Origin of the sequence: Stakelama marina (assembly GCF_018122655.1) — a bacterium.
GTDB lineage: Bacteria > Pseudomonadota > Alphaproteobacteria > Sphingomonadales > Sphingomonadaceae > Sphingomonas > Sphingomonas marina.
On the sequence record NZ_JAGRQC010000002.1, the window covers coordinates 331,480 to 356,092 of the forward strand.

The following is a 24,613-nucleotide window of genomic DNA, read 5'->3' on the forward strand; positions in this document are numbered from 1 at the left end:
GCGATTATTGTCAGCAAGGCTGTTAAGAGCCTGAAATACCGAGCCAATACGCCTCTCCCCGATGAAGCTGCAAGCGTCCGGGTGCAATGGGGCGACAATGTGACCGCAAAAGATTATTCGCCTTTCGGCGCGGGCCGCACAATCGGCTTAGAGCGTCCTCGCTACCCCTTCGACGCGAGCGTGATGATCGAGAGGCCGGGCGGTAGCGGTATGCGGCCGACGAGATGGCGCTCAAGGCCGAATATCGTTTCGAACGCCGTGTTGAGCGGTTTTGCCGGGGGCGAATCGTCGCTGTCGTCCTTGCCCCGCAAACGCCCCGCGAGCCGTGCGGCGACCGCTGCGGGGAACAGCAGCGAGTTGAACCAGCGCAGGCCGTTGTGGCGCAGGCCGGCATCGACGATCGCGCGGTTCAGCGTGCGCTTCGAATAGCGGCGGTGATGGTGGTTGACGACGTCGTGCGCGCTCCACATCCACTGGTGCGCGGGCACGGTGATGAGGATCCTGCCGCCGGGCTTCAGGCACTCGGCCATCGCCTTCAGCGCGGCGACATCGTCTTCGATATGTTCGACGACGTCGAGCACCGCGATCAGATCGTAGCTTTCGCGCTCCACACCGCCGAGTGCCGGGAGCGGCGCGCTGCCGATCGCCTTGCCAAGCCGCGCGCCGGCGATCTCGGCCGCGGCAGGATCGATCTCGATCGCATCGACCGTGCCGAACCTCGCCAGCATCGGCAGGTTGTGGCCGGTGCCGCAGCCGATTTCCAGAATGCGTGCATCGGCGGGCAGCCCACCCTCTCGCCTCAGATAGTCGGCGAGAATCTCGCGCCGCGCGCGGTACCACCAATGCGTCGAATCGTGCGCCGCCATCCGGTCGTAGACGATACGTTCCATGTCAGGCGAAGACCCATTGGCGATTGAGGACGAAGGTAACGACCGGCACGATCATCAGCCCCGGTATCAGCGGCACCCAGGCGGGCTGGTGCAGGAGCGCGGTCAGCACCCAGGTGATCGATGCGTGCAGCGCCAGCCCGAACCCCTGCACGGCGACGAATTTGGCATGCTGTCGCCCGCTATTGTCGCGGGTGCCATGCCCTTTGAAGCTCCATTTGCTGTGCAGGAAAAATCCGCTGACGACCGCCGCGGCGAAGGCGAAGGGAACCGCGAACACCGCCTGCCCGCGCGCAAAGACATAGAGCGCGAGCGGAAGATAGACACCGGTATAGATGAGCGTCGCGATGCCGCCCGCCACGCCGAAACGAACGAGCTGGCCGACAATGCCGCTCGCCCGTATTGCCCGTACCTGCCGATGGATTGCCGTCACGTCCGCCTTGCCCTTTGCGCCTGTGGCACTAATGCGCATCGCAGCAAGAGGAAAGCGTTTTGGTAGATTCGCGAGCTGCCCTTGGGGGGCTTCAACGACAGGTCGATCGCCACTGGCTGCGCTGGAGCATCCTGATCTGGCTGATGATCGCGGTGTTCTATTTCTGGCAGCGCTGGCCCTATATCTATTGGCTCGCGCTGCGCGATACCGACGACAATATGCGGCTGATGCAGGTCCGCGCGCTGCTGTCGGGCCAGGGCTGGTTCGACCTGACGCAATACCGCCTCAATCCCCCGACCGGATTCAACATCCACTGGTCGCGGATCGTCGATCTGCCGATCGCCGGACTGATCCTGTGGTTACGGCTGTTCACGAGCAATTACTGGGCGGAACGGATCGCAACCGGCATCGCGCCACTGTTGCCGCTGTCGATCGTCATCGCGTCGATGGCCTATACCGTGCGCAAGCTGGTCGCGCCGCTCGCCTGGCCGCTGACCGTCGTGCTGCTGCTCGTCGGCTGCAACATCGCGATGCTGATGTTCATGCCGATGCGGATCGACCATCATGGCTGGCAGCTCGCGGCGCTGACGCTGACCGGTGCGGGACTGGTTGACGAACGCAAGGCGCGCAGCGGCGCGATCATCGGGTTGTCGAGCGCCTTTTCACTCAGCATCGGGCTGGAGATGCTGCCCTATTGCGCGATCGCGGGGGCGATCCTGACGCTGCGCTGGATCATCGACCGCGACGATGCGCGGCGGCTGGGCGTGTACGGGCTGACGCTCGCCGGGGGGACCGCGCTGGGTTTCGCCGGCTTCGCATCGAATGCCAACCATGCGATGCGCTGCGACGCGCTGACGCCGGTCTATCTTTCGACCATGGTGACGGCGGGGACGCTGCTGTTCCTGATGGCGCTTCTCAACCCCAGGCACCGGCTTGCGCGGCTGGGCGTCGCCGGAGTGGCGGGCATCGCGCTGGGCGCCGGATTCGCGCTGACCTTTCCGCAATGCCTGGGGCGGCCCGAACAGGCATCGCCCGAGCTGTATCGCATCTGGCTCGACAATGTCCGCGAGGCCAAGCCGATCTACAAGCATCCGCTGCGCGACGCGATCGGCATCGCCACCTTCCCGGCGATCGGGCTGATCGGGACGCTGCTGGCAACGTGGAAGGCCTGGCGCGAGCGGCGCTTCATGCTGTGGCTGCCGACCGCGCTGTTCAGCATTTCGGCGGGCGCGATGCTGTTCTGGCAGGTGCGCGCCGGGCCGGCGGCGCAGCTGATGGCGCTGCCGGGCGCGACCGCGCTGGGCTGGATCGTCATCCCGTGGTTCCTGCGCCAGAAATCGGCCTTTGTGCGCATTTTCGGCGCGGCGGCGACCTTTGTCGCGATATCGGGGCTGATCGGCGGCTTTGCCGTGCAATGGTTCCACATCGACAAGCCTAGCAAACGCTACATGACGATCCGCCGGGCGAACGCGAAATGCGCGAGCTATTCGCGGCTCATCCAGCTGAACCGCATTCCGAAGCAGATCATGTTCACGCATGTCGATCTGGGGCCGCGGCTGATTACCGTCACGCATCATGACGCGGTCGCCGGGCCGTATCACCGCAACGGTCAGGCGATCCTGGACGTCCATCACGCCTTCATGGGCACGCCGCAGCAGTTCCTCGCCATCGCGAAGCGACACCATGCGACGATGCTGCTGACCTGCCCCAACATGTCGGAAACGACGGTCTATCGCGCGCGGTCGCCGCACGGCTTCTACGGCCAGCTGGCGCATGGCAAGGTGCCGGGCTTCCTGAAGCCCGTCGAACTGCCCGAAGGATCTCCCTTCAAGCTGTGGCGGATCGACTATGGCGCGGCCGCGAAGCCGTCAGAAAAAGCTGGCGCGAAGCCCGTCGATGACGAACTGGGTGGCAAAGGCCGATAGCAGCACGCCGAGAAGCCGGGTAATCACCGCCTCGATCTTGGCGCCCATCAGCCGCATGATCGGCCCCGCCGCCATCAGTGCGCCGAGCGTCAGGAGCAGGATCACGCCGATCGCCGACAGGATCACGATCGACGCCTCGATCCCGTGATTCTGCGACATCAGCAGCATGACGCTGGCGATCGACCCCGGCCCCGCGATCATCGGCATCGCCATCGGAAAGATCGAGACGTCCTCCACCTCGGGCGTGTCCATGATCTTCTGCGCGCGGTCCTCGCGCCGCTGGGTGCGCTTTTCGAACACCATTTCGAGCGCGATCACGAACAGCATGATGCCACCCGCGATCTTGAACGAATCGAGACTGATGCCGAGGCCGTGGAGGAGCTGCTCGCCGAACAGCGCGAAGGTGAAGATGATGAGCGCCGACACCACCACCGCGCGGATCGCCATCGAGCGGCGCTGCGCCGAGGTCGCGCCCGCGGTCAGCCCGCCGTAGATCGGCGCGCAGCCGAGCGGATCGATCACCACGAAGAAGGTGATGAAGGTCGAGACGAAAAGTTCGAGCAGCATCGTCAGATCGCGTCGTCAGCGAGCGCGACGCCGGCATTGCGATGCGCGGCGACCAGCGTGTTCCTGAGCAGACACGCGATCGTCATCGGTCCGACGCCGCCCGGCACCGGCGTGATCGCCCCCGCAACCGACGCCGCGCCGTCGAAATCGACATCGCCGATCAGCCCGTCATCGGTGCGGTTGATACCAACGTCGATGACGGTCGCACCCGGCTTGATCCACTCGCCCTTCACGAATTCGGGACGCCCGACCGCGGCGACGACGATATCGGCGCGCCGGACATGGCTCGACAGGTCACGTGTTCGCGAATGCGCCACGGTTACGGTGCAATTGCGCGACAGAAGAAGCTGCGCCATCGGCTTGCCGACGAGGATCGAGCGGCCGATCACGACCGCGTCCAGCCCCGAAAGATCGCCGCGCTGATCCTCGAGCAGCATCAGGCAGCCGAGCGGGGTACACGGCACCAGCCCGTCGATCCCGAGCGCCAGGCGCCCGGTGCTGACCGGCGTCAGGCCGTCGACATCCTTGTCCGGGTCGATGCGGCGGATAACCGCCTGCTCGTCGAGATGGCCGGGCAGCGGAAGCTGGACGAGGATGCCGTCGATCCGCGTATCGGCGTTGAGTTGATCGACAAGATGAATCAGTTCGTCGAGCGGAACGTCGGCGGGCAGCCGGTGTTCGAAGCTTTCCATGCCGGCGGCCACGGTCGCCTTGCCCTTCATGCGGACATAGACGTTCGAGGCCGGGTCCTCGCCCACCAGCACCACCGCAAGGCCGGGCGGGCGCCCGGCCTTTTCGCGAAATGCGGGCACCAGCGCGGCAACGCGCGCGCGAAGGTCGGCGGCAAACGCCTTTCCGTCGATGATCTCGGCCGTCATGCGCCAGCCCCATAAAGACTTCGCGCCGTGGTTGCCAGCGTCTCGGGATCGCCTTCGATCCGGAGGCGCTTCTGCCGCGCGGTTTCGCCGCCTAGGATCGTCACCGCACGCCTGGCGACGCCGAAACGCTTGGCGAGGAAGACGATCAGCGCGGCATTGGCTGCGCCGTCGACAGGCGGTGCGTTCAGTCGGACGGCGAACCGGTCGCCCTTGCCCGCAATCGCTTCTCGCGACGAACGCGGCGTTACGCGGACGGCGATGGTGATACCGTCATCACCGACCTGCCACGCAGCGCCGTCCGCCATCACCGGCCTACATCGGCACCGTGACGGAATTCACGTAAAGCGACGGAATGATGAAGTTCTGGAGGATGGTGATGAGGATCAGCACCACCAGCGGCGACAGGTCGAGCGCGCCGAAATCGGGGAGTATCCGCCGGATCGGTCGATAGAGCGGCTCGGTTATGACGTTGAGCGCGTGCCAGATGCTGCGCACGAAATCATTATAGGTGTTGATGACGTTGAACGCGATCAGCCACGACATGATCGCCTGGATGACGATCACCCACCACAGCAGCCCGAGCAGATACTGGATGATTTCGAGAATGGTGTTCAAGGTCGCTGTCTCCGCGTCGGTGTATGGCGTTACTGATACAGTCGCTACAACCTAGGAATTGCCGGGCGCTTTGCCAACCAGCGTGCCCGCGCCGCGGCGGGTGAAGATTTCGAGCAGCATCGCGTGCGGGATGCGTCCGTCGAGGATGACCGCGGCATCGACGCCCGCCTCGACCGCCGAAACGCAGGTTTCCAGCTTGGGTATCATGCCGCCCGAAATCGTACCGTCATCGCGTAGCCGGGCGATGGCGGCGGGATCGAGATCGGTGAGCAGCTCACCCTGCTTGTCGAGCACCCCGGCGACGTCGGTGAGGAGAAACAGCCGCGCGGCGCCCAGCGCACCGGCGATCGCGCCCGCCATCGTGTCGGCGTTGATATTGTAGGTCGCGCCGTCTGCGCCGATGCCGATCGGTGCGACGACCGGGATCATGCCCGCCGCCGAGACGGTATCGATCACGCTGCGGTCGATGCGTTCGGGTTCGCCGACAAAGCCGAGATCGATCGCGCGCTCGATATTGCTGTCAGGATCGCGGCTGGTGCGTTCGACCTTTTTCGCGCGGACAAAGCCGCTATCCTTGCCCGACAGGCCGACCGCGCGGCCGCCCGCTTGCCCGATCCAGGCGACGATTTCCTTGTTGATCGCACCGGACAGCACCATTTCGGCGACCTTGGCGGTTTCGAGGTCGGTGACGCGCAGCCCGTCGATGAATTCGCTTTCGACGCCGAGTTGCTTGAGCATCCGCCCGATCTGCGGCCCGCCGCCATGCACGACGACCGGGTTGATGCCGACCGCCTTCAGCAGCACGACATCCTCGGCGAAGTCGCGCTGAAGCTCGGGATCGCCCATCGCATGGCCGCCATATTTCACGACGAAGGTCTGGCCGGCATAGCGCTGGAGATAGGGAAGCGCCTCGGTCAGCGTCTCCGCCTTGGCGAGCATCGCGGGATCGGGAGTGTGATCGGTCATGCTAGCGTCTTTAGCGGCGCCGAACGGCACGCGAAAGCGGTTCCGGTGCCGCCGCCGCTCCTGCGCAGGCAGGAGCATATCGCTGGCGCTTCGGCTACAGCGCGAGCGGCAAGAGACATGGGTTCCTGCCTGCGCAGGAACGACAAGTACCTATTCCGTTGCCACGGCGCCCATCCGGTCCAGCCATTTGCCGAATCCGACGGCAACGTAGATCAGCGGCGGCACGAGGATCGCCGACAGCGTGACCTTTGCAAGCATCTGGCCGGCGAGGAGTTCGGCGATCGGGAAGGTGCCGTAAAAGGCGATCGTCACGAACAACAGCGTATCGACGATCTGGCTGAGCACGCTGGCAAGGCCGGCGCGGAACCACAGCAGGTGGCTGCCCTCGCGTCCCTTCAATGCGGCGAATATCGTGACGTTGAGCGTCTGCGACACGCCGTACGCGATGATGCCACCCAGCCAGATGCGCCACGTGCCGCCGAGGACGAGCTGGATCGCGTCGCGATATTCGGGCTGCATGTCGGTCGCCGCGGGAAGCGCGTGAACGATGATCGACAGGATGATCGACACGATCAACGGGACAAAGCCCCATTGCACCAGCCGGTTCGCAACGGTGCGGCCGTGCAATTCGGCGACCGCACTCGATACGACGACGAGCAGCAGGAACGCGAAGATGCCCGCCTCCACCGCCAGCGGCCCAAGGCCGAAGACCGGGCCGATCAGCGAGATCGGGCCCAGGCTGACCTGCTTGTTGCCGAGCACGCCTGCGATGCAGACCATGCCGCCGTAGAAGATCGAGAGGAAAAAGAGCGAACGCGGAATCGCTAAAGGCTTGGCTTGCATTGCGGCGTGCTAGCGCGAAATTGTCGGGGACGGAAGAGAGCGACGGAGAGATGGCGCCGTGCTCCCCGTCCTGCCGGGCCTGACCCGGTATCCATGGCGCTTCCTTCCCGCGATGCGACGACGGTTCCTGTCGGTCGCCGGACCCCGGATCAGGTCCGGGGTGACGAAGTGAAATCGCAGGGCCTGGCACGGCGGCGGGCACATTCCCCTAGCCCTGACGCCTTGACCGTGTATGTTCGCGCCCCGCGTGTGCCGGGGGGCCGCGCCATAGTGCAGTTGAAAGGCGCGGGTACCGCTACATGACACGTTTTCTCATCGGCATTGCCGGAATCGCCGTGATTCTCGCCATTGCCGTTGCGCTTTCCACCAATCGCCGGGCGATCCGCCTGCGCGTCGTCGGCGCGGCATTCGCACTGCAAGCGGGCATCGCGGTGCTGGTACTCTACATCCCTGCGGGCAAACGCGTGCTGCAATTCCTGTCGGGCGGCGTATCCAACCTGCTCGGCTATGCAGATGCGGGCGTGCAGTTCATCTTCGGCCCGCTTGCTTCCCCCGAAATCGGCGGCAACAGCTTTGCCATCGCCGCGCTTCCAGTCATCATCTTCTTCGCCAGCCTGGTCTCCATCCTCTATTATCTCGGCATCATGCAGCTTGTCGTGCGGTGGATCGGCGGCGCGCTGGAATGGGTGATCGGCGTGTCGAAGGTCGAAAGCCTGTGCGCCGCTGCGAACATCTTCGTCGGCCAGTCCGAATCGCCGCTCGTCATCAAACCCTATTTGTCGACGCTGACCAAGGCGCAGCTGTTCACCGTCATGTCGTCGGGCATGGCGGGCGTGGCGGGGACGATCCTTGCCGCCTATGCCTCGATGGGGATTTCGATCCAGTATCTGCTTGCGGCGAGCTTCATGGCCGCGCCGGGCGGCATCCTAATGGCCAAGATCATCATGCCCGACGATCCCGACCAGCCGATCGGCGATGCCGAGCTGCCGCTGGGCGACAATCCCGAGGAGGAACAGCTCGCGCTTGCCGAGGCGACGCATGACGAGGAAAAGCCCGCCAACCTGATCATGGCGGCGGCGCAGGGTGCGCAGACCGGCGTCAAGCTGGCGGTGGCGGTGGGCGCGATGGTGCTCGCCTTCGTCGCGCTGGTGGCGCTTGCCAACGGCATCCTGACCGGTATCGGCCACTGGTTCGGAATCGACGGGCTGACCTTTCAGGGGCTGCTCGGCTATGTCTTCCAGCCGGTAATGTATCTGCTCAACATCCCCTGGCACGAAGCGGGAGCGGCAGGCGGGCTGTTCGGCGAAAAGATCGTGCTCAACGAGTTCGTCGCCTATATCGATCTCGGCAAGCAGGCCGCCGACCTGTCGCCGCGCACCGTCGCCATCGTCACCTTCGCGCTGTGCGGCTTCGCCAATTTCTCGTCGATCGCGATCCAGATGGCGGTGACGGGCGGCCTTGCCCCCAATCAGCGGCCGATGATCGCCAAGCTCGGCATCCGCGCGCTGCTTTCGGGCAGCCTCGCCAATCTGATGTCGGCGGCGCTGGCGGGGTTGCTGCTGCCCTATTGATGCGGTTCAGCCGAACAGCGTCGGCAGGTTGAGCGCAACGAGCGTCGCGACGCCCGCCGTACCGGCAAAGCCGAGCAGGATCAGCAAGCCGTCGCACGCCATGAAGCCGACGCCGAACAGGACGATCGCGGACGCGGGCGCGGCGGCGGCGAAGGGTAGCAGTTCGAGCGGCGGCATCGTCGCGGCGAGGAGCGTGCAGCACAGCGCCGCGCCCCATTCGGCCCAGCCCTTTGTCGCCCAGTCGAGCCGGCGGCCGACCAGCTTGTCGATCCGCCGGAGCACCCCGCTTGCACGCCCGTGCGCCGCCTCAACCTTGTCTTTCGAAAAGCCGATTTTCTGAAGACGCTGCGGCACCCAGGGGTGCTTCTTGCCGAACAGAAGCTGCACCGACAGCAACATCGTCAGCACCCCCATGCTGGTGGGAATGCCGGGAATCGCGCCGATCGGCGGCGTCACCGCGATCAGGCCGAACAGCGCGATCAGCGGGCCGAAACTGCGGCTGCCGAAATCGTCGAGCAGCGAGCCGACGGTAACCTCGCCGTCCTCCTCGCTCTCTTCGGCCTCGTCGAGCAGATGCTCGAGCGGCTTTTCCTCAGCCTCTTCCGCCGCCTGTCCGTCCATCCGGTCCCTCCTGTCGAAGGAAAGAACGGGCCGGCGGCGAAAGGGGTCCGGGTCAGCGCGTCGGGACCGGCTCGTCGCCCGAATAATCGTAGAAGCCGCGCCCGGTCTTGCGGCCGTACCAGCCGGCCTCGACATATTTGACGAGCAGCGGGGCGGGCCGGAACTTGGGATCGCCGGTGCCGTGGAACAGCACGTTGGTGATCTCCAGACAGGTGTCGAGGCCGATAAAGTCGGCGAGCGTGAACGGACCCATCGGGTGGTTGAGCCCCAGCTTGCACGCGGTGTCGATGTCGGGGATCGTCGCCACGCCCTCGCCCAGCGCAAAACATGCCTCGTTGAGCATCGGCATCAGCACGCGGTTGACGATGAAGCCCGGCGCGTCGTTGGCGTGGACGATCTCCTTGCCGAGCGACCGGCCGAATTTCTCGACCGCGGCGACCGTTTCGTCGGAGGTGGCAAGGCCGCGGATCAGCTCGATCAGGCCCATCACCGGCACCGGATTGAAGAAATGGACGCCCATGAAGCGCGCAGGATCGTGGCTCGCCTGCGCCAGCCGCGTGATCGGGATCGACGAGGTGTTGGACGCAAGGATCGCGCTGTCGGACAGGACGCCCGACACGGTCTCGAAAATCTTGCGCTTGATTTCCTCGCGCTCGGTCGCGGCTTCGATGACGAGCTCGCAATCGCCCATGGCGGTCGGCGCATCGACGGGCGTGATGTTGGCGAGCGTCGTCTCGCGGATATCGGCGGTGATCTTTTCCTTGTCCACCAGGCGCTGCATAGCCTTGCCGATGCCCGCCTTGCCGGCTTCGGCACGATCCTTCGACACGTCGGACAGAAGGACGGTATAGCCGGCGGCGGCGGACACCTGCGCGATGCCCGCGCCCATCTGGCCCGCGCCGATCACACCTACGGTCTTCATTGGCGAATCCTTTCCTTGAAGCTGATTTGGGGGCGCCATAGCCGATTTGGGGCGGATGTGCAGGGCGTGCCCCAACATCATCCGTCATCCCGGCGAAGGCGGGGCCGGAAGCGCAGTGGTCTGCACGCAGATCGCCACGGCTGGAGAATATGGATCCCCGCCCTACGCGGGAATGACGGGATCAGGGCGCAACCGGCCTCGGCTGTGCTTCGGCGAGGATCAGCGCGAAGCGGTTGTCGGCATCGGTCCATTCGCCAATCGGCATCCAGTCGCCGGCGCGGAGCAGCGCGCGCGCGTCGCGGGGCCCATATTTGTGGCTGTTCTCGGTGTGGATGCTCTCACCCTTTGCAATCGCGAAGTCGCGGCCTTCGACGGTAAAGGCGGTATCGCGGGTCGCGACGAGGTGCATCTCGATCCGTGCGATCTCGTCGTTCCAGCGCGCTTCGTGGCGGAAGGCATCGATCGGAATCGTGCCGTCGAGTTCGCGGTTGATCCGTTCGAGCAGGTTGAGGTTGAACGCCGCCGTCACGCCCTGCGCATCGTCATAGGCGGGCACCAGCACCGCAGGGTCCTTGATCCGGTCGATACCGATAAGAAGGCGCGATCCCTCCCCCAGCGACGCGCGCATCGTGCGCAGCAGATCGACCGCGGCATAGGCGGTGAGGTTGCCGATCGTCGAGCCGGGGAAAAACCCCAGCTTCGGCGCATCGGCGACGGCGTCCGGCAGCGGCACCGGGTCCATGAAATTGGCCTCTACCGGATGGACGGCGATATCCGGAAAAGCCTTTGCGATGCCGCGGGCGGAGTCGCGCAGGAAATCGCCTGAAATGTCGATAGGGACGTAATGGGCGGGACGGACATGGCGCAAAAGTGCGGGCGTCTTCGCCGACGAGCCCGATCCGAATTCGACGACCGCGCAGCCATCGGCGGACAGCGCCGCGACTTCGGGACCGGCGCTTTCGAGCAGGCCAGCCTCGACGCGGGTCGGATAATATTCGGGGACATCGGTAATATCCTCGAACAGTTCCGAACCGCGCCTGTCGTAGAACCAGCGCGCCTGGATCGCGCGCGGGCGGCGGGCGAGCCCTTCGAGCACGTCGGAGCGAAATTGCGGATCGACGAGCGAATGCTCGCCGTCACCGGCTTCCTGTTTCAGCATGTCAGATGTCTTTCGCAAGCCGCACGCCGGTGAACTGCCAGCGCTGATGGGGGTAAAAGAAGTTGCGGTAGCAGGCGCGCGCATGGCCGCGCGGCGTCGCGCACGATCCGCCCTTCAGGACGAACTGCCCGCTCATGAACTTGCCGTTATATTCGCCGACCGCGCCTTCGGCGGGCTGGAAACCGGGATAGGGACGATAGGCGCTGCCGGTCCATTCCCAGACATCGCCGAAAAATGCCGGACCGCCGCGCGCAGGACGCGGTTCGACGGGACCGGCTCGGTCGAGCTGGTTGCCGCCGCTCGCATCATGCGCGCTTGCGGCATGTTCCCATTCGAATTCGGTCGGCAGGCGGCAGCCCGCCCAGCTTGCATAGGCATCGGCTTCGAAAAAGCTGACATGCGTGACCGGCGCAGCGGGGTCGATCGGGCGGCGACCGTCGAGGCCGAAGCGTGTCCAGACGTCGTCACGACGTTCCCAGTATAGCGGCGCGTCGATGCCGTTCGCCTGCACCCAGGCCCAGCCGTCCGACAGCCAGTGCCGGGGGTCGCGATACCCGCCATCGGCGATGAACGCTGCCCATTCGCTGTTGGTGATCGTGCGGTCGGCGATGGCGTGCGGATGGAGCAGCTCGGTATGGCGCGGCCCTTCGCAATCAAAGGCGAAGCCGGTGCCGTCATGGCCGATCTCGACCTGCCCGCCGCCATGTTCGATCCAGCCGATCTGCCCTGGAAGGTCGACCGGCACCTTGCGTTCTCCCGGCCAGATCGTGGGTTCGACCGGGTTCTGCGCGAACAGATGGAGCATGTCGGTGAGCATCAGTTCCTGATGCTGTTCCTCATGATGACAGCCGAGTTCTGCCAGCGCCCGAACATCTTCGGGCAAATCGGGCAGCGCATCCATCATCGCCACATCGACATGCGCACGATAGGCAAGCACTTCGCCCAGCGTCGGGCGCGTCACCATGCCGCGCCGCGCGCGTGTGTGGCGCGCGCCTTCCGCCTCGTAATAGCTGTTGAACAGGAACGGGAAGCGCTCGTCGTAAAGCGAATAGCCGGGCACATGGTCGCGCAGGATGAAGGTTTCGAAGAACCAGCTGATATGCGCGAGATGCCATTTGGCGGGCGACGCATCTTCCATCGACTGGACGGTGGCATCGGCGTCGGAAAGCGGTGCGGCGAGCGCTTCGCTCAGTGCGCGAACGTCACGATAGCGGCGCTGTAACGGCCCGGGTTCGCAAGTTCTGGCGGCTGGTATGGCTGGCATGATGCTTCCCCACGTTGCGCGACCGTAGCATTGTCCCCCCGGCCAACTGCCGGTCCGCAGTGCATCCGGTCATCGTGACGCACCCGGAACCCAGAGAACGTCCCCCTCACCACTTTTGTTCACGCTCCGTGCGAGAACGAACAGAAAATCGGAGAGGCGGTTCAGATAGGCCAGCGCGAGCGGGTTGAGCGCTACCTCCGCCGCCGCGGCGACTGCGGTGCGTTCTGCACGGCGTGCGACCGCCCGCGCGAGATGGATCGCCGCCCCGGCGGCACTTCCACCGGGCAGGATGAAGCTCCGCAGCGGGTCGAGTTCGCCGTTCAGGCGGTCGATATCGCCCTCCAGCCGCTCGACCTGCGACGCGACGATGCGCAGGGTCGTCTCGGAAGGCGCGAAATCGTCGCCCGGCGTCGCGATATCGGCACCGAGATCGAACAGATCATTCTGGATACGCTTGAGCATGGCAGCGACGTCGCTATCCGCGAGCGCGGCGATGGCTATGCCGATCGCGCTGTTCGCTTCATCGACATCGCCGATCGCTGCCATGCGGCGATCGGACTTCGGAATGCGGGAACCATCGGCAAGGCCGGTCGTGCCGTCGTCGCCGGTACGCGTATAGATCCGGTTGAGCCGGACCACGGAGTTCAGGTCTTGCCCGCGGCGAACAGCAGCAGCACGACGATCACGATCGCCAGCGCCTGAAACAGGATGCGTGCCTGCATCATCTTGTTCGACTTGATGCTCGACGCGCTGGGCCCTTCACCGCCGCGCACCTCTTCCGAACTGCTCTTGAGGAAGGTGACGATGCCGCGAATAAGCGCCGCCACGGTAGCGAGCATGGCGCCGATCAGCAGGATGACCAGAAACGTCGTCATGGACCCAATCTAGGCATTGCCGAGCATAAAGCCAACAGGCAACCGCCCGGCGCGCAGCGATTGGGCCAGCGCCCTGCCATCTTCGCCGGCCATCCGCAGCGATTCCAGCGTGGGGGCGCCGTGGCGCTTGGCGAGCCGTTCGCCATCGGGGCCCGCGAGCAGCGCGTGGTGATGATATTCGGGCGTGGGCAGGCCGAACAACGCCTGAAGCAGGCGTTGGACATCGGTCGCCGGAAGGAGGTCGGTTCCGCGCACGATGTCGGTCACGCCCTGCGCGGCATCGTCGAGCGTCACCGCGAGATGATAGCTGGCCGGCGCATCCTTTCGCGCAAGCACGACATCGCCGTGCGCCGCGGGGTCTGCCGCGACGGTGCCGGAAAATTCATCGTGCCAGATGAGCTTGCCGGGAGGGACGATCCCGTCATGCCGGACCTGATCCGCCATTCCTAAAGAACCGGCAACGGCTCGCATGTCGTCGGCGATGTTCCCTGGCCCCCGGATCAGCCCCGGGGCGACGATAGCGGCGAGCGCTGCCTCCATGTCGAGTCGCCAGGCATGGGGGTCGGCCTGCAACCGGCGATCACGCGTGGCCGGTTCCAACGCTCGGCACGTCCCGGGATAGACCGGACCGTCCGGCCCCGCATGCGGGGCACGGGCGCTGTCGGCGATTTCACGCGCAATCTCCGCCCGCGTGCAGAAGCATGGATAGACGAGGCCGCGCGCCTTCAGATCGTCGAGCGCGGCACCGTAGCGATCCAGCCGTTGCGACTGGAAAGTGGCCTCTCCGTCCCAGTCGAGGCCGAGCCATTGCAGGTCGGCCATAATCGCCTCGACATGTTCGGGCCGACTACGCGTGCCGTCGATATCCTCGATCCGAAGGAGGAAGCGTCCGCCGCGATCGCGTGCGAAATCATGCGCCCGGATCGCCGAATAGGCATGGCCGAGATGAAGCCGCCCGGTCGGGCTGGGGGCGAAACGGGTAATTGTGTCCGCCATCACAAGAAGCCTTGACCATGAGTCACGGGTCGTGCTGTCATCATGGCGTCATCCTGCTCGGCGACAGGACGGTGCAGGAACCGCGGCTGAGGGGCGTGTCATGTACCATCCCGATCTGATCCGACATCCGGACAGTTGCCCGACTTTGGTGCTGAACGCCGATTACACGCCGCTCAGCTATTACCCCTTGAGCCTCTGGCCCTGGCAGACCGCCGTCAAGGCGGTCTTTTTGGATCGGGTGAACATCGTTTCCTATTACGAGCGCGAGGTGCACAGCCCGTCGGCGTCGATGAAGCTGCCGTCGGTGATTGCGCTGCGCCAATATGTGAAGCCGTCGGCCTTTCCCGCTTTCACGCGGTTCAACCTGTTCCTGCGCGACAAGTTCGTCTGCCAATATTGCGGCGCCCCCAGCGACCTGACCTTCGACCATGTCGTGCCGCGCGCGCAAGGCGGCCGGACGACGTGGGAGAATGTCGTTACCGCCTGCGCGCCGTGCAACCTGAAAAAGGGCGGGCGTACGCCCAGACAGGCGGCGATGCCGCTCCACATCAAGCCGATTCGGCCGACAAGCTGGCAGATGCAGGAACATGGGCGCAGCTTTCCGCCCAATTATCTGCACGAAACCTGGCACGACTGGCTGTACTGGGACATCGAGCTCGAAGCCTGAGCCCCCGCCCACTATAAATTCGTTCGTTTCGTGCTAAAGACGCTGCCCGCGGAGGAGCAGGCGGCCGCTTTACGCCGATATTGCGCTTGCTGTTATATGTGACTAATACAGCATTCGGACAGTAATTCCGCGAAACGATGCGATACGACCAGTCAGACCCGTTCGACAGCGGCGCGTTCCCCGGCCACGGACCGACCGGCGCCCAACCGCAGTTCGAAGACGACACCCACGCCGAAACACCGGCCAAGTGGCGCAAGCGCTGGCGCTGGTTCGTGCGCGGCATGGCGGCGTTCATCATCCTCGTCATCATCGCGATCGGCTGGCTGGCGTTCACCGCGCCGCTGTCAAAATCGCTCGAGCCGCCGGTGCCGCCGTCAATCACGCTGTTGTCGGCGGACGGTACGCCGATCGCCAAGCGCGGCGCGATCATCGGATCGCCGGTCGATGCCGCAAAGCTGCCCAAGCGCGTAACCGAGGCATTCATCGCGATCGAGGACCGGCGTTTCTACAGCCATTGGGGCATCGACCCGCGCGGCATTGCGCGCGCGCTGATCCACAACACCTTCACCGACGGTTCGACCGAGGGCGGCAGCACGATCACGCAGCAGCTTGCCAAGAACGCGTTTCTGAGCGCCGACCGCACGATCGGCCGCAAGGCGCGCGAGGCGCTGATCGCATTGTGGCTGGAGGCCTGGCTGTCGAAGGACGAGATCCTGTCACGCTATCTGTCGAACATCTATTTCGGCGACAATGTCTATGGCCTCGATGCCGCCGCGCACCATTATTTCAGCCGCGATCCGGCGGACCTGACCACCGGCCAGGCGGCGATGCTGGCGGGGCTCGTCAAGGCGCCGTCGCGGCTCGACCCGACCGACAATCTTGAAGGAGCGCGCGCGCGGCAGGAGGTCGTCGTGGGCGCAATGGCCGCCGCCGGGTTCCTGACCAAGGCGCAGGCCGATGCGGTAAAACCCGCCAGACTGAAGCTGCGCAAGACCAAGGACATTCCAAGCGGCACCTATTTTGCCGACTGGGTGCTGCCCGATGCGCGCGCGGCGGCGGGCGATCTGACCGCCGAGCAGGAAATCCGCACAACGCTGGAGACGCGGATGCAGCGCGCCGCCGAACGCGCGGTACGCCGGGCGGGGCTGAAGAAGTCGCAGGTCGCGATCGTCGCGATGCGCCCCGACGGCCGCGTCGTCGCGATGGTCGGCGGGCGCGATTATGCCGAAAGCGCGTTCAACCGCGCGGTTCAGGCGAAGCGCCAGCCGGGTTCGACGTTCAAGTTGTTCGTTTATCTGGCGGCGCTGCGTTCGGGGATGAGTCCCGAATCGAAGGTCGATGACGATCCGGTCACCATCGGCGACTGGTCGCCCGAAAATCATGACGGCCGGTATCGCGGGCCGATCCCGCTGACGACCGCCTTTGCTATCTCGAGCAATGTCGCCGCGGCGCGGCTGACCGACAAGGTCGGGCCGAAGGCGGTGATCCGCGCCGCGCGCGACCTTGGCATCACCTCGCCGATCCCGGACGAGGCGACGATCGCGCTCGGCACCTCGTCGGTGTCGCTGCTCGAACTGACCGCCGCCTATGCCGCCATCGCCAATGGCGAGGCGCCGGTCGAACCGCACGGCCTGCCCACCGACGAGGAAGGCAAATCCTGGCTCGATGCGCTGCGCGGCTCGACACGCCCGCTGGGCCGGCGCGAGCTGGAGGGGATGCGCACCCTGCTCGCCGCGTCGGTCGATCGCGGCACCAGCCATGCCGCCGCGCTGTCGATCCCGACCTTCGGCAAGACCGGAACTACGCAGGACAATCGCGACGCGCTGTTCATCGGCTATGCCGGCGGGCTGGTGACGGGCGTATGGCTCGGCAATGACGACAATACGCCCAACCCGGGCTTTGCCGGCGGTGGCCTGCCCGCACGCATCTGGCGCGATTTCATGACGCAGGCGCTGGGCGTGAGCGCACGCCAGAAGCCGCAGCCGGAAGCGGCGCCGGCGAATGACGAGGGCGGCCTTCCAGAAGGTTTCGGCGACAATCTGGTGAGCCCCGACGCGGCGCTGGAGATCAACGGGCAGTTGAACGGGATCGGGCTCAATCTGAGGATCGACCCCGATGGCGGCATCCGCATGGGCCGCACGCGCGAGCCCGCCGGTCCTCCGCCCGCCCCCGCGCCGCCCGAGCAGCGCCGCAACCGGGAGCCCGAACCGCAGGAATAGCGGGTTGACCGTTGACGCGGGCCGCATGTCGCAGCAAGGCGCGGGGCATGCGCTTCTTTTCCGATAACGCCGCCCCCGCCTGCCCGGAAGTTCTCGCCGCGCTGAGCGCCGCGAACCAGCTCGACACCGCCTATGACGGCGACCGCTGGAGCCAGTCGCTCGATTCGCGGCTGTCCGAACTGTTCGAAACCGAGGTGCGCGCGCTGTGGGTGCCGACCGGCACGGCGGCGAACTGCCTCGCGCTCGCCGCCTTGTGCCAGCCGCATGGCGGCATCGTCTGCCACCGCGAAGCGCATATCCAGAACGACGAATGCGGCGCGCCCGAATTCTATACCCACGGCGCGAAGCTGATGCTCGCCGAGGGGCCGGGCGCGAAGCTGACGCCCGATGCGATCGAGGCGGTCGTCGGGCGCATTCGCGATGATGTGCATCAGGTGCAGCCGCACGCGATCTCGATCACCAACGCGACCGAATACGGCCTTGTCTATGCGCCGCAGGAAGTCGCCGCGATCGGCGCGCTGGCGAAGGAGCGCGGGCTGGGTTTCCACATGGACGGCGCACGCTTCGCCAATGCGGTGGTGCACAGCGGCGCGTCGCCCGCCGACCTGACCTGGCGCGCGGGCGTCGATGCGCTGAGCTTCGGCTTCGTCAAGAATGGCGGGATGAGCGCCGAGGCACTGGTCTTCTTCAAGCCCGAGCTTGCCGATGCGAGCGAATATCACCGCAAGCGCGCGGGCCATCTGCTGTCGAAGGGCCGCTATCTGGCCGCGCAGATCCTCGCGATGCTCGACGGCGATGTGTGGCTGCGCAATGCCCGCGCGGCGAACGAAACGGCGGCGATGCTGGCCGATGCCGCGGGCGAGCGGCTGGTCTATCCGGTCGAGGCTAACGAGGTGTTCCTGAAGGCGAGCGCCGAAGAAGCCGCGCATCTTCGCGGGCTGGGCTTCGATTTCTACGACTGGGCGCCGGGCGAGGTGCGGCTGGTGGTGTCGTGGGATCAGGATGCCGACGCGGTACGCCCGCTCGCCGACGCGATCCGGGCCTTGTGACGCCCCCGACAGCCGCACCGGCCCCGGCCGGCGGGGACCGCGAGCCGCCGCGCTCGACGCGGCTGGCGGTCCTTATTCCCTTTGCCGTCGTGACGCTGATCTGGGGATCGACCTGGATCGTCATCCGCGGACAGATCGCCGAGGTTCCGGCGGCATGGTCGGTAACCTATCGCTTCCTGACCGCGAGCACCGTGATGTTCGCGCTGGCGCTGTGGCGGCGCGAGCGCTTCCCGATCGACCCGCGCGGGCTGCTGTTCGCCGCCGGATTGGGGCTCAGCCAGTTCTGCCTCAACTTCAACTTCGTCTATCAGGCCGAACATTACATCACATCGGGGCTGGTCGCGGCGATCATCGCGCTGCTGCTAGTGCCCAACGCGCTGCTTGCGCGCATCTTTCTCGGTCAGCGCATGGGTGTGCAGCTGCTCGCCGGATCGGCGCTCGCGGTTGTCGGGATCGCATTGCTGTTCGTGCAGGAGGCGCGCGCCGACCTGTCGGCGACCGGCACGGTCTGGCTGGGCATCGCGCTGGCCGTGCTGGGGATGCTCGCCGCATCGGTCGCGAACGTCATGCAGGCGACGGGATTTTCGCGGCGTTATCCGATGGTGCCGATGCTCGCCACCGCGATGCTGATCGGTGCCGCGATGAACGGCGCCTTCGCCTGGACGACGCTGGGCGCACCGGTGGGATCGACATCGCCCGGCTACTGGGCCGGCGTCGCCTATCTCGGCATTTTCGCAAGCGCGCTCAACTTCACGCTCTATTTCGGCGTGATCCGCGTGATCGGCCCGGCCAAGGCGGCCTATTCCAGCGTGCTGGTGCCGATCATCGCGATGGGCTTCTCGACCGTGTTCGAGGGCTATCGCTGGTCGGGCTTCGCGATTGCCGGGGGCGTGCTGGCGGTGACCGGGCTGGTCGTGGCGCTGAGGGCGCGCAGGCCCAACCGATAATCGCGGTAGCGCGGCCGCCAGCCGAGCACGCGCTTCGCCTTGCCGTTCGCGACGCGGCGATTCTCGGCATAGAAGCCCTGCGCCATCGGCGACAGCGTATCGAGCGCGACGAACGGCGGCGGAGCGGTGCCGAGCAACGCCGCGGCATATTCGATCACCATATTGTGGCCGGCGGGTTCGTCGTCGGACAGGTTGTACGCGCCCGCCGGAGCATCGATCCCGGCAATGACGCCGGACACGATGTCATCGACATGCACGCGGCTGAAGACCTGACCCGGCACATCGACGCGGTGCGCCTTGCCGCTCGCCACGCGGTCGAGCGCCGAGCGGCCGGGGCCGTAGATGCCGGGAAGCCGGAACACGCGCGCACCGCGCGCCAGCCATGCGGCATCGGCATCGGCCCGCGCCACGCGCCGCCCGCTCCCGATCGGTGCGCCTTCATCGACCCACGCACCACCGACATCGCCATATACGCCGGTCGAGGAGAGATAGCCGAGCCACGCATCCGAACGCCGCAGCGCTTCGCCATAGGACGCCAGCACCGGGTCCGCTCCGTCAGCGGGCGGAACCGATGAAAGGATGTGCGTGGCAGCGGCGATCGCCGTTTCGACCGCCTCGCGGTCGTCGAACCGGATCGAGCCGCCACGCCCGTCGCGCGTCGTGCCCTGCACCACCGCGCCATGCTCGCCGAGCGCGGCGGCGAGCCGCGACGCGGTATAGCCCAGTCCGAAGATCAGCAGCCGCATGACCCGGCGATTCCCCTATTTCGCGCCATAGCCGCCATAAAGCGTGCCGAAGAAATCGCCCTTGTTCCAGGCCGGGCGGTGGTCGGCATCGGCGATGGCGCGCGCGATCTGGTAATTGACGTCGATGAAGCGCACACCCTGCGCCCAGTCGATCCCCGACTTGCCGATCTGATCCGACGGCTTGTGATAATGCTCGGCAAAGAAGGTTTCGACCGCTTTCTTGCCCGGCCCCTTTTCGCCCGGCCACAGAAAGACCGAAGGGATGCCCTGCTGGACGAAGCGGTAATGGTCGGAACGCACGAACAGGCCCATTTCGGGCATCGGATCGGGCGAGAAGGTGACACCCGCATCGGCCGCCGCCTGCTCGACGATAGGCCCCAGCGTCGAGCGCTTGGCGCCGAACGCGATCACGTCCTCGAACGGATAGGTGATGATCGGCATGTCGAGATTGACGTCGGCGACCAGGTTTTCCTTCGGCACCGTCGGATGGAATGCGAAATATTCGGAACCGACCAGCCCTTTTTCCTCGGCCGTGACGGCGAGGAACAGGATCGAGCGGCGCGGCGGCTTTCCGCTCGCCTTGAACCGCTTCGCCTCCTCGATCAGCGAAGCGATGCCGACGGCGTTGTCCTCTGCGCCGTTATAGATGGTGTCGCCCGCCGCATCGGCCTTGCCGACGCCGACATGGTCGAGATGCGCCGACAGAATGACCACCTGATCCTTCAGCGCCGGATCGCTGCCGGGAAGGATGCCGGCGACGTTCGAGCTTTCGACGCGCCGGCGATCGGTCTCCACCTCGGCATTCAGTGTTGCCGGAAAGACGGTCGGACGAAACGTGCCGTCGCGCATCCCGGCGGCCATGTCCTTGCCATCGACCCCGGCGGCCTTGGCGAGCATTTCGGTCGCCTCTCCGCCGATGACGCCCAGTAACGGCGTGTCAGCAGCGGGGCGGTGGCCGTTGCCATCGGCATCGACCCAGGTCATCCGGGCATGGTCGGCCAGGCGCTGCATCCCCGCCACCGATTCGCCCGGCGGCATCATCAGCACGACACCCGCCGCACCGTGTTTTCCGGCTTCGACGATCTTGTTCGTCGTGCTGCCGAAATGCGCGCGTTCCTCGCCGCCGAAGCTGTCGGGCGCGCCGGTGACGATCGCGACGATCTTTCCCGCGACATCGACGCCGGCATAATCGTTCCGGTCGTGTTGCGGGGCAACGATACCCTGCCCGACGAACACGATCTGGCCGCTGGCGCGCGTTTCATCGGCTGCGGGATCGCCCATCGGCAGATAGTCGCGGCCATATTTCAGCGCGACCTTCTTCCCGCCCAGCGACAGCGTGAAACCCCCCTCGCCCTTCGCCTTGTAGCTGACGAGCGGAACATGCTGAAGATAGCCGCCATCGTCGCCCGCGGGGCGGAGCCCGGCGGCATAGAATTGCGCGGCGACATATTGCGCGGCGATGTCATATTCCTCGCTGCCCGCCTCTCGCCCGCGCATCTCGTCGGAGGCGAGGAACATGACATGCGCCTTCATCGCCGCCTGATCGGGCGGCAGCGCCCTGGTGATAGCGGCGTTGCGCGCTGCGGCCTCGCTGGCGGGCCTTTCGGCCGAAAGCGCCGGTTGCGCGGCAGCCGCGCCAGCCATTGCGACAAGGCCGAGCGGCAAAAGGAAACGAACCATGGGCATCCTCTGTTGTGCGATCGTTAACCGAGGGTTAGCAGCGTAAAGGCGCGGCGCAACTGGCCGCGCGGGTTTTTTGTCCGCGGCAGTACCCTGCCCCAACTGAACAGGTCCGATACGCAATGCTCGACGTCCAGCACACCGGCCAGCCCAGCGTCACCCGCCGCGAGGACTATCTCGTGCCCGACTGGATGGTGCCGGAAACCAGCCTGGACTTCGCGCTCGATCCGGCTGCGACCACGGTCGAGGCGACGCTGAGCGTCGAGCGCAATGGCGAGCATGACCGGCCGCTCCGCCTCGACGGCGACGGGCTGACGCCCGAACTGGTCCGCGTCGATGGCGAGGACTGGTCGAACTGGTGCATGGACGGCCCGACGCTGGTGATCGAGCTGCCGGGCGCGTCGCATACCGTCGAGACCCGCGTAACGATCTGCCCGGAACGCAACACCCAGCTGATGGGGCTGTATTCGTCGGGCGGCATATTGTGCACCCAGTGCGAGGCCGAAGGGTTCCGCCGCATCACCTTCTTCCCCGACCGGCCCGATGTGCTGAGCCGGTACAAGGTTCGCATGACGGCGGACAAGGCGCGCTACCCCATATTGCTGGCAAACGGCGATCCGGTGGCGTCGGGCGATGCGGGCGACGGCCGCCACTGGGCCGAATGGGGCGACCCCTTCCCCAAGCCGAGCTATCTTTTCGCGCTGGTCGCAGGCGACCTTGCCGCCAATCGCGCGACCTTCACCACCCAGTCGGGCCGCGACGTGCAGCTTGCCATCTGGGTGCGCGAAAAGGACCTGCCGCGCACCGACCATGCGCTCCATGCGCTGAAGACGGCGATGGCGTGGGACGAGGCGACCTATGGCCGCGAATATGATCTCGACGTGTTCAACATCGTCGCGGTCGACGATTTCAATTTCGGCGCGATGGAGAACAAGGGGCTGAACATCTTCAACAGCCGCTACATCCTCGCCGACCCCGACACCGCGACCGATTACGATTATGACGGCATCGCCGGCGTCGTCGCGCATGAATATTTCCACAACTGGTCGGGCAATCGCATCACCTGCCGCGACTGGTTCCAGCTCTCGCTGAAGGAAGGCTTCACCGTTTTTCGCGACCAGAGCTTTTCGGCCGATCAGGGCAGCCATGCGGTCAAGCGGATCGAGGATGTCCGTGCGCTGCGCGCCGCGCAGTTCCCCGAGGATGCCGGGCCGCTGGCGCATCCGGTGCGCCCCGACGCGTATCAGGAGATTTCGAACTTCTACACCGCGACGATCTACAACAAGGGCGCCGAGTTGATCCGCATGATGGCGACGATGCTGGGGCCGCAGCGATTCCGCGCCGCCACAGACCTGTATTTCGACCGCTTCGACGGGACGGCGGCGACCTGCGAGGATTTCGTCACCTGCATGGAGGAAGCGGGCGGTATCGACCTGATCCAGTTCCGCCGCTGGTACAGCCAGGCCGGCACGCCGCGCGTTACGGCGACGCTGACCCATGAAGCAGGCGGCGGCCGCGCGGTGCTGAGCCTGCGCCAGACGGTTCCGCCGACACCCGGCCAGCCGGTCAAGGAGCCGATGGTCCTGCCGCTTAGGATCAAGCTGTTCGGCAGCGATACCGGAGCCGAACTGGGCGACGAACATCTCGTGCTGCTGTCGGGCGAGAGCGAGGAGATCATATTCGAGGGCATCTCCGAACGCCCCGTGCTTTCGATCAACCGCGGCTTTTCGGCGCCGGTCATCGTCGAGACCAACCGGACGCCCGCCGACCTCGCCTTCCTCTCGGCGCGCGACGACGACCCGTTCGCGCGGTACGAGGCGATGCAACAGCTGATGCTCGACACGCTCGTCGCCAGCGTCACCCATGGCCGCGCCGAGCATGACAATGTCGTCGAGGCAGTGCGCAATACGCTTGGCGACGAAACGCTCGACAGCGCCTTCATCGCCGAGGCCGTGCTGCTGCCGTCGGAAAGCTTCATCGGCGACCAGATGCCGCTCGTCGATCCCGAGGCGATCCACCGCGCGCGCGAGGCACTGCGCCGCGATCTCGGCCGCTCGCTCGAACGCGAATGGCGTGCGGCGTACGAACAGGCAAAGGCCAACCGCTTCGAATATTCGCCCGCGGCAAAGGGTGCGCGGCGGCTGAAGACGGTGGCGCTGGGCTATATCACCGCGTCAGGCGCGCCCGATGCGGCGAGCCTTGCCTTCGTGCAGTTCGAACAGGCCGACAACATGACCGACCGGCAGGGTGCGCTGACCACGCTGGCGGGTGGCACGTCGGACGAGCGCGTCGCCGCGCTCGACATTTTCTACAACCGCTATTCGGACAACAGCCTGGTGCTCGACAAATGGTTTTCGACGCAGGCGCTGTCGGCGCGCGACGACACGCCCGAACAGGTCGAACAACTTGCCCGGCATCCCGACTTCAAACTGTCCAACCCGAACCGCGCCCGCTCGCTGATCGGCGCGTTCAGCGTCAACCAGCGCGCATTTCACGATGCGTCGGGGCGTGGCTATCGCTTCGTCGCCGACCAGCTGATCGCGCTCGACAAGATCAACCCGCAGACCGCCGCCAAGCTGCTCCCGCCGCTCGGCCGGTGGAAGCGCGTCGATGCGAAGCGCGCCGAGATGATGCGCGCCGAACTGGAACGCATCCTCGCCGTGCCGGGCCTGTCGAAGGACATGTTCGAACAGGCGTCGAAGAGCCTGGAGGGGTGACGCACCTCGCTTGCCAGTCGGGACCAGCGTATCAATCGAAACCGTCATCCCGACGAAAGTCAGCAT

Annotated in this window: 24 protein-coding genes; 7 read left to right on the top strand and 17 right to left on the bottom strand. The window is 65.8% G+C overall.

The features are described from left to right. Positions 1-161: 161 nt before the first annotated feature. Positions 162-890, bottom strand: coding sequence for a class I SAM-dependent methyltransferase (locus tag J7S20_RS08090; protein ID WP_284053733.1), 729 nt, complete (start codon positions 888-890; stop codon positions 162-164). A gap of 1 nt (position 891) precedes the next feature. Continuing rightward, positions 892-1,359, bottom strand: a complete 468-nt coding sequence (locus tag J7S20_RS08095; RefSeq protein ID WP_347709225.1) for a GtrA family protein — start codon at positions 1,357-1,359, stop codon at positions 892-894. A 20-nt stretch (positions 1,360-1,379) separates the two neighbouring features. Between J7S20_RS08095 and J7S20_RS08100 the strand changes: the two genes are divergently transcribed. Continuing rightward, on the top strand, positions 1,380-3,245 hold the full coding sequence (locus J7S20_RS08100) for an AcrB/AcrD/AcrF family protein (RefSeq protein WP_284053734.1): 1,866 nt from the start codon (positions 1,380-1,382) through the stop codon (positions 3,243-3,245). On the opposite strand, the gene J7S20_RS08105 is transcribed toward J7S20_RS08100, so the two are convergent. The 6 genes from J7S20_RS08105 to J7S20_RS08130 all read right to left on the bottom strand — a co-directional run bounded on the left by J7S20_RS08105 (position 3,189) and on the right by J7S20_RS08130 (position 7,114). After that, on the bottom strand, positions 3,189-3,809 hold the full coding sequence (locus tag J7S20_RS08105; protein ID WP_284054044.1) for a MarC family protein: 621 nt from the start codon (positions 3,807-3,809) through the stop codon (positions 3,189-3,191). The genes J7S20_RS08100 and J7S20_RS08105 overlap by 57 nt on opposite strands. Before the next feature lie 5 nt (positions 3,810-3,814). Then, positions 3,815-4,690, bottom strand: coding sequence for a bifunctional methylenetetrahydrofolate dehydrogenase/methenyltetrahydrofolate cyclohydrolase FolD (gene folD / locus J7S20_RS08110; RefSeq protein WP_284053735.1), 876 nt, complete (start codon positions 4,688-4,690; stop codon positions 3,815-3,817). Beyond that, a complete protein-coding gene (locus J7S20_RS08115) occupies positions 4,687-4,995 on the bottom strand; it encodes a DUF167 domain-containing protein (protein ID WP_284053736.1) in 309 nt (102 codons plus the stop codon). The genes folD and J7S20_RS08115 overlap by 4 nt, the downstream gene beginning before the upstream one ends. Before the next feature lie 7 nt (positions 4,996-5,002). Next, positions 5,003-5,305 (bottom strand): YggT family protein, encoded by a 303-nt coding sequence (locus J7S20_RS08120; RefSeq protein ID WP_284053737.1) that lies wholly within the window; start codon positions 5,303-5,305, stop codon positions 5,003-5,005. A 51-nt stretch (positions 5,306-5,356) separates the two neighbouring features. After that, positions 5,357-6,271 carry an acetylglutamate kinase gene (argB, locus tag J7S20_RS08125; RefSeq protein WP_284053738.1) on the bottom strand — a complete coding sequence of 305 codons (915 nt, stop codon included), beginning with the start codon at positions 6,269-6,271 and terminating at the stop codon, positions 5,357-5,359. Between the two features lie 150 nt (positions 6,272-6,421). Continuing rightward, positions 6,422-7,114, bottom strand: a complete 693-nt coding sequence (locus J7S20_RS08130) for a queuosine precursor transporter (RefSeq protein WP_284053739.1) — start codon at positions 7,112-7,114, stop codon at positions 6,422-6,424. 299 nt (positions 7,115-7,413) lie between these two features. On the opposite strand from J7S20_RS08130, the gene J7S20_RS08135 reads away from it, so the two are divergent. Continuing rightward, complete coding sequence (locus J7S20_RS08135) at positions 7,414-8,685, top strand: NupC/NupG family nucleoside CNT transporter (protein WP_284053740.1); 1,272 nt, start codon at positions 7,414-7,416, stop codon at positions 8,683-8,685. 6 nt (positions 8,686-8,691) lie between these two features. On the opposite strand, the gene J7S20_RS08140 is transcribed toward J7S20_RS08135, so the two are convergent. The 7 genes from J7S20_RS08140 to J7S20_RS08170 all read right to left on the bottom strand — a co-directional run bounded on the left by J7S20_RS08140 (position 8,692) and on the right by J7S20_RS08170 (position 14,522). Next, positions 8,692-9,306 (bottom strand): exopolysaccharide biosynthesis protein, encoded by a 615-nt coding sequence (locus J7S20_RS08140; RefSeq protein WP_284053741.1) that lies wholly within the window; start codon positions 9,304-9,306, stop codon positions 8,692-8,694. A gap of 52 nt (positions 9,307-9,358) precedes the next feature. Continuing rightward, positions 9,359-10,228: a 3-hydroxybutyryl-CoA dehydrogenase gene (locus J7S20_RS08145; RefSeq protein WP_284053742.1), complete on the bottom strand. Its 870-nt coding sequence runs from the start codon at positions 10,226-10,228 to the stop codon at positions 9,359-9,361. A gap of 181 nt (positions 10,229-10,409) precedes the next feature. Next, on the bottom strand, positions 10,410-11,387 hold the full coding sequence (gene egtD / locus J7S20_RS08150; RefSeq protein WP_284053743.1) for an L-histidine N(alpha)-methyltransferase: 978 nt from the start codon (positions 11,385-11,387) through the stop codon (positions 10,410-10,412). 1 nt (position 11,388) lies between these two features. Further along, complete coding sequence (gene egtB, locus J7S20_RS08155) at positions 11,389-12,651, bottom strand: ergothioneine biosynthesis protein EgtB (protein WP_284053744.1); 1,263 nt, start codon at positions 12,649-12,651, stop codon at positions 11,389-11,391. 69 nt (positions 12,652-12,720) lie between these two features. Further along, positions 12,721-13,290: a cob(I)yrinic acid a,c-diamide adenosyltransferase gene (locus J7S20_RS08160; protein WP_284053745.1), complete on the bottom strand. Its 570-nt coding sequence runs from the start codon at positions 13,288-13,290 to the stop codon at positions 12,721-12,723. 5 nt (positions 13,291-13,295) lie between these two features. Further along, entirely contained in the window at positions 13,296-13,526 is a 231-nt protein-coding gene (locus J7S20_RS08165) for a twin transmembrane helix small protein (RefSeq protein WP_284053746.1), read from the bottom strand. A gap of 9 nt (positions 13,527-13,535) precedes the next feature. Further along, entirely contained in the window at positions 13,536-14,522 is a 987-nt protein-coding gene (locus J7S20_RS08170; protein ID WP_284053747.1) for a glutamyl-Q tRNA(Asp) synthetase, read from the bottom strand. 100 nt (positions 14,523-14,622) lie between these two features. On the opposite strand from J7S20_RS08170, the gene J7S20_RS08175 reads away from it, so the two are divergent. From J7S20_RS08175 to J7S20_RS08190, 4 genes are all read left to right on the top strand, one after another. Next, positions 14,623-15,189 (top strand): HNH endonuclease, encoded by a 567-nt coding sequence (locus tag J7S20_RS08175; RefSeq protein ID WP_284053748.1) that lies wholly within the window; start codon positions 14,623-14,625, stop codon positions 15,187-15,189. 137 nt (positions 15,190-15,326) lie between these two features. Continuing rightward, entirely contained in the window at positions 15,327-17,408 is a 2,082-nt protein-coding gene (locus J7S20_RS08180; RefSeq protein ID WP_284053749.1) for a transglycosylase domain-containing protein, read from the top strand. 47 nt (positions 17,409-17,455) lie between these two features. After that, the gene (locus J7S20_RS08185) at positions 17,456-18,457 is read left to right on the top strand and encodes a threonine aldolase family protein (protein WP_284053750.1); all 1,002 of its coding nucleotides are present in this window, start codon (positions 17,456-17,458) and stop codon (positions 18,455-18,457) included. Further along, positions 18,454-19,404: a DMT family transporter gene (locus J7S20_RS08190; RefSeq protein ID WP_284053751.1), complete on the top strand. Its 951-nt coding sequence runs from the start codon at positions 18,454-18,456 to the stop codon at positions 19,402-19,404. The genes J7S20_RS08185 and J7S20_RS08190 overlap by 4 nt, the downstream gene beginning before the upstream one ends. Here J7S20_RS08190 and J7S20_RS08195 read toward each other — a convergent pair. Both J7S20_RS08195 and J7S20_RS08200 read right to left on the bottom strand, forming a co-directional pair. After that, entirely contained in the window at positions 19,314-20,150 is an 837-nt protein-coding gene (locus J7S20_RS08195; protein WP_284053752.1) for a Rossmann-fold NAD(P)-binding domain-containing protein, read from the bottom strand. The genes J7S20_RS08190 and J7S20_RS08195 overlap by 91 nt on opposite strands. A 15-nt stretch (positions 20,151-20,165) precedes the next feature. Then, positions 20,166-21,830 carry a M28 family peptidase gene (locus J7S20_RS08200; RefSeq protein ID WP_284053753.1) on the bottom strand — a complete coding sequence of 555 codons (1,665 nt, stop codon included), beginning with the start codon at positions 21,828-21,830 and terminating at the stop codon, positions 20,166-20,168. Between the two features lie 122 nt (positions 21,831-21,952). Between J7S20_RS08200 and pepN the strand changes: the two genes are divergently transcribed. After that, positions 21,953-24,547: an aminopeptidase N gene (gene pepN / locus J7S20_RS08205; RefSeq protein WP_284053754.1), complete on the top strand. Its 2,595-nt coding sequence runs from the start codon at positions 21,953-21,955 to the stop codon at positions 24,545-24,547. The last annotated feature ends 66 nt before the right edge of the window (positions 24,548-24,613 follow it).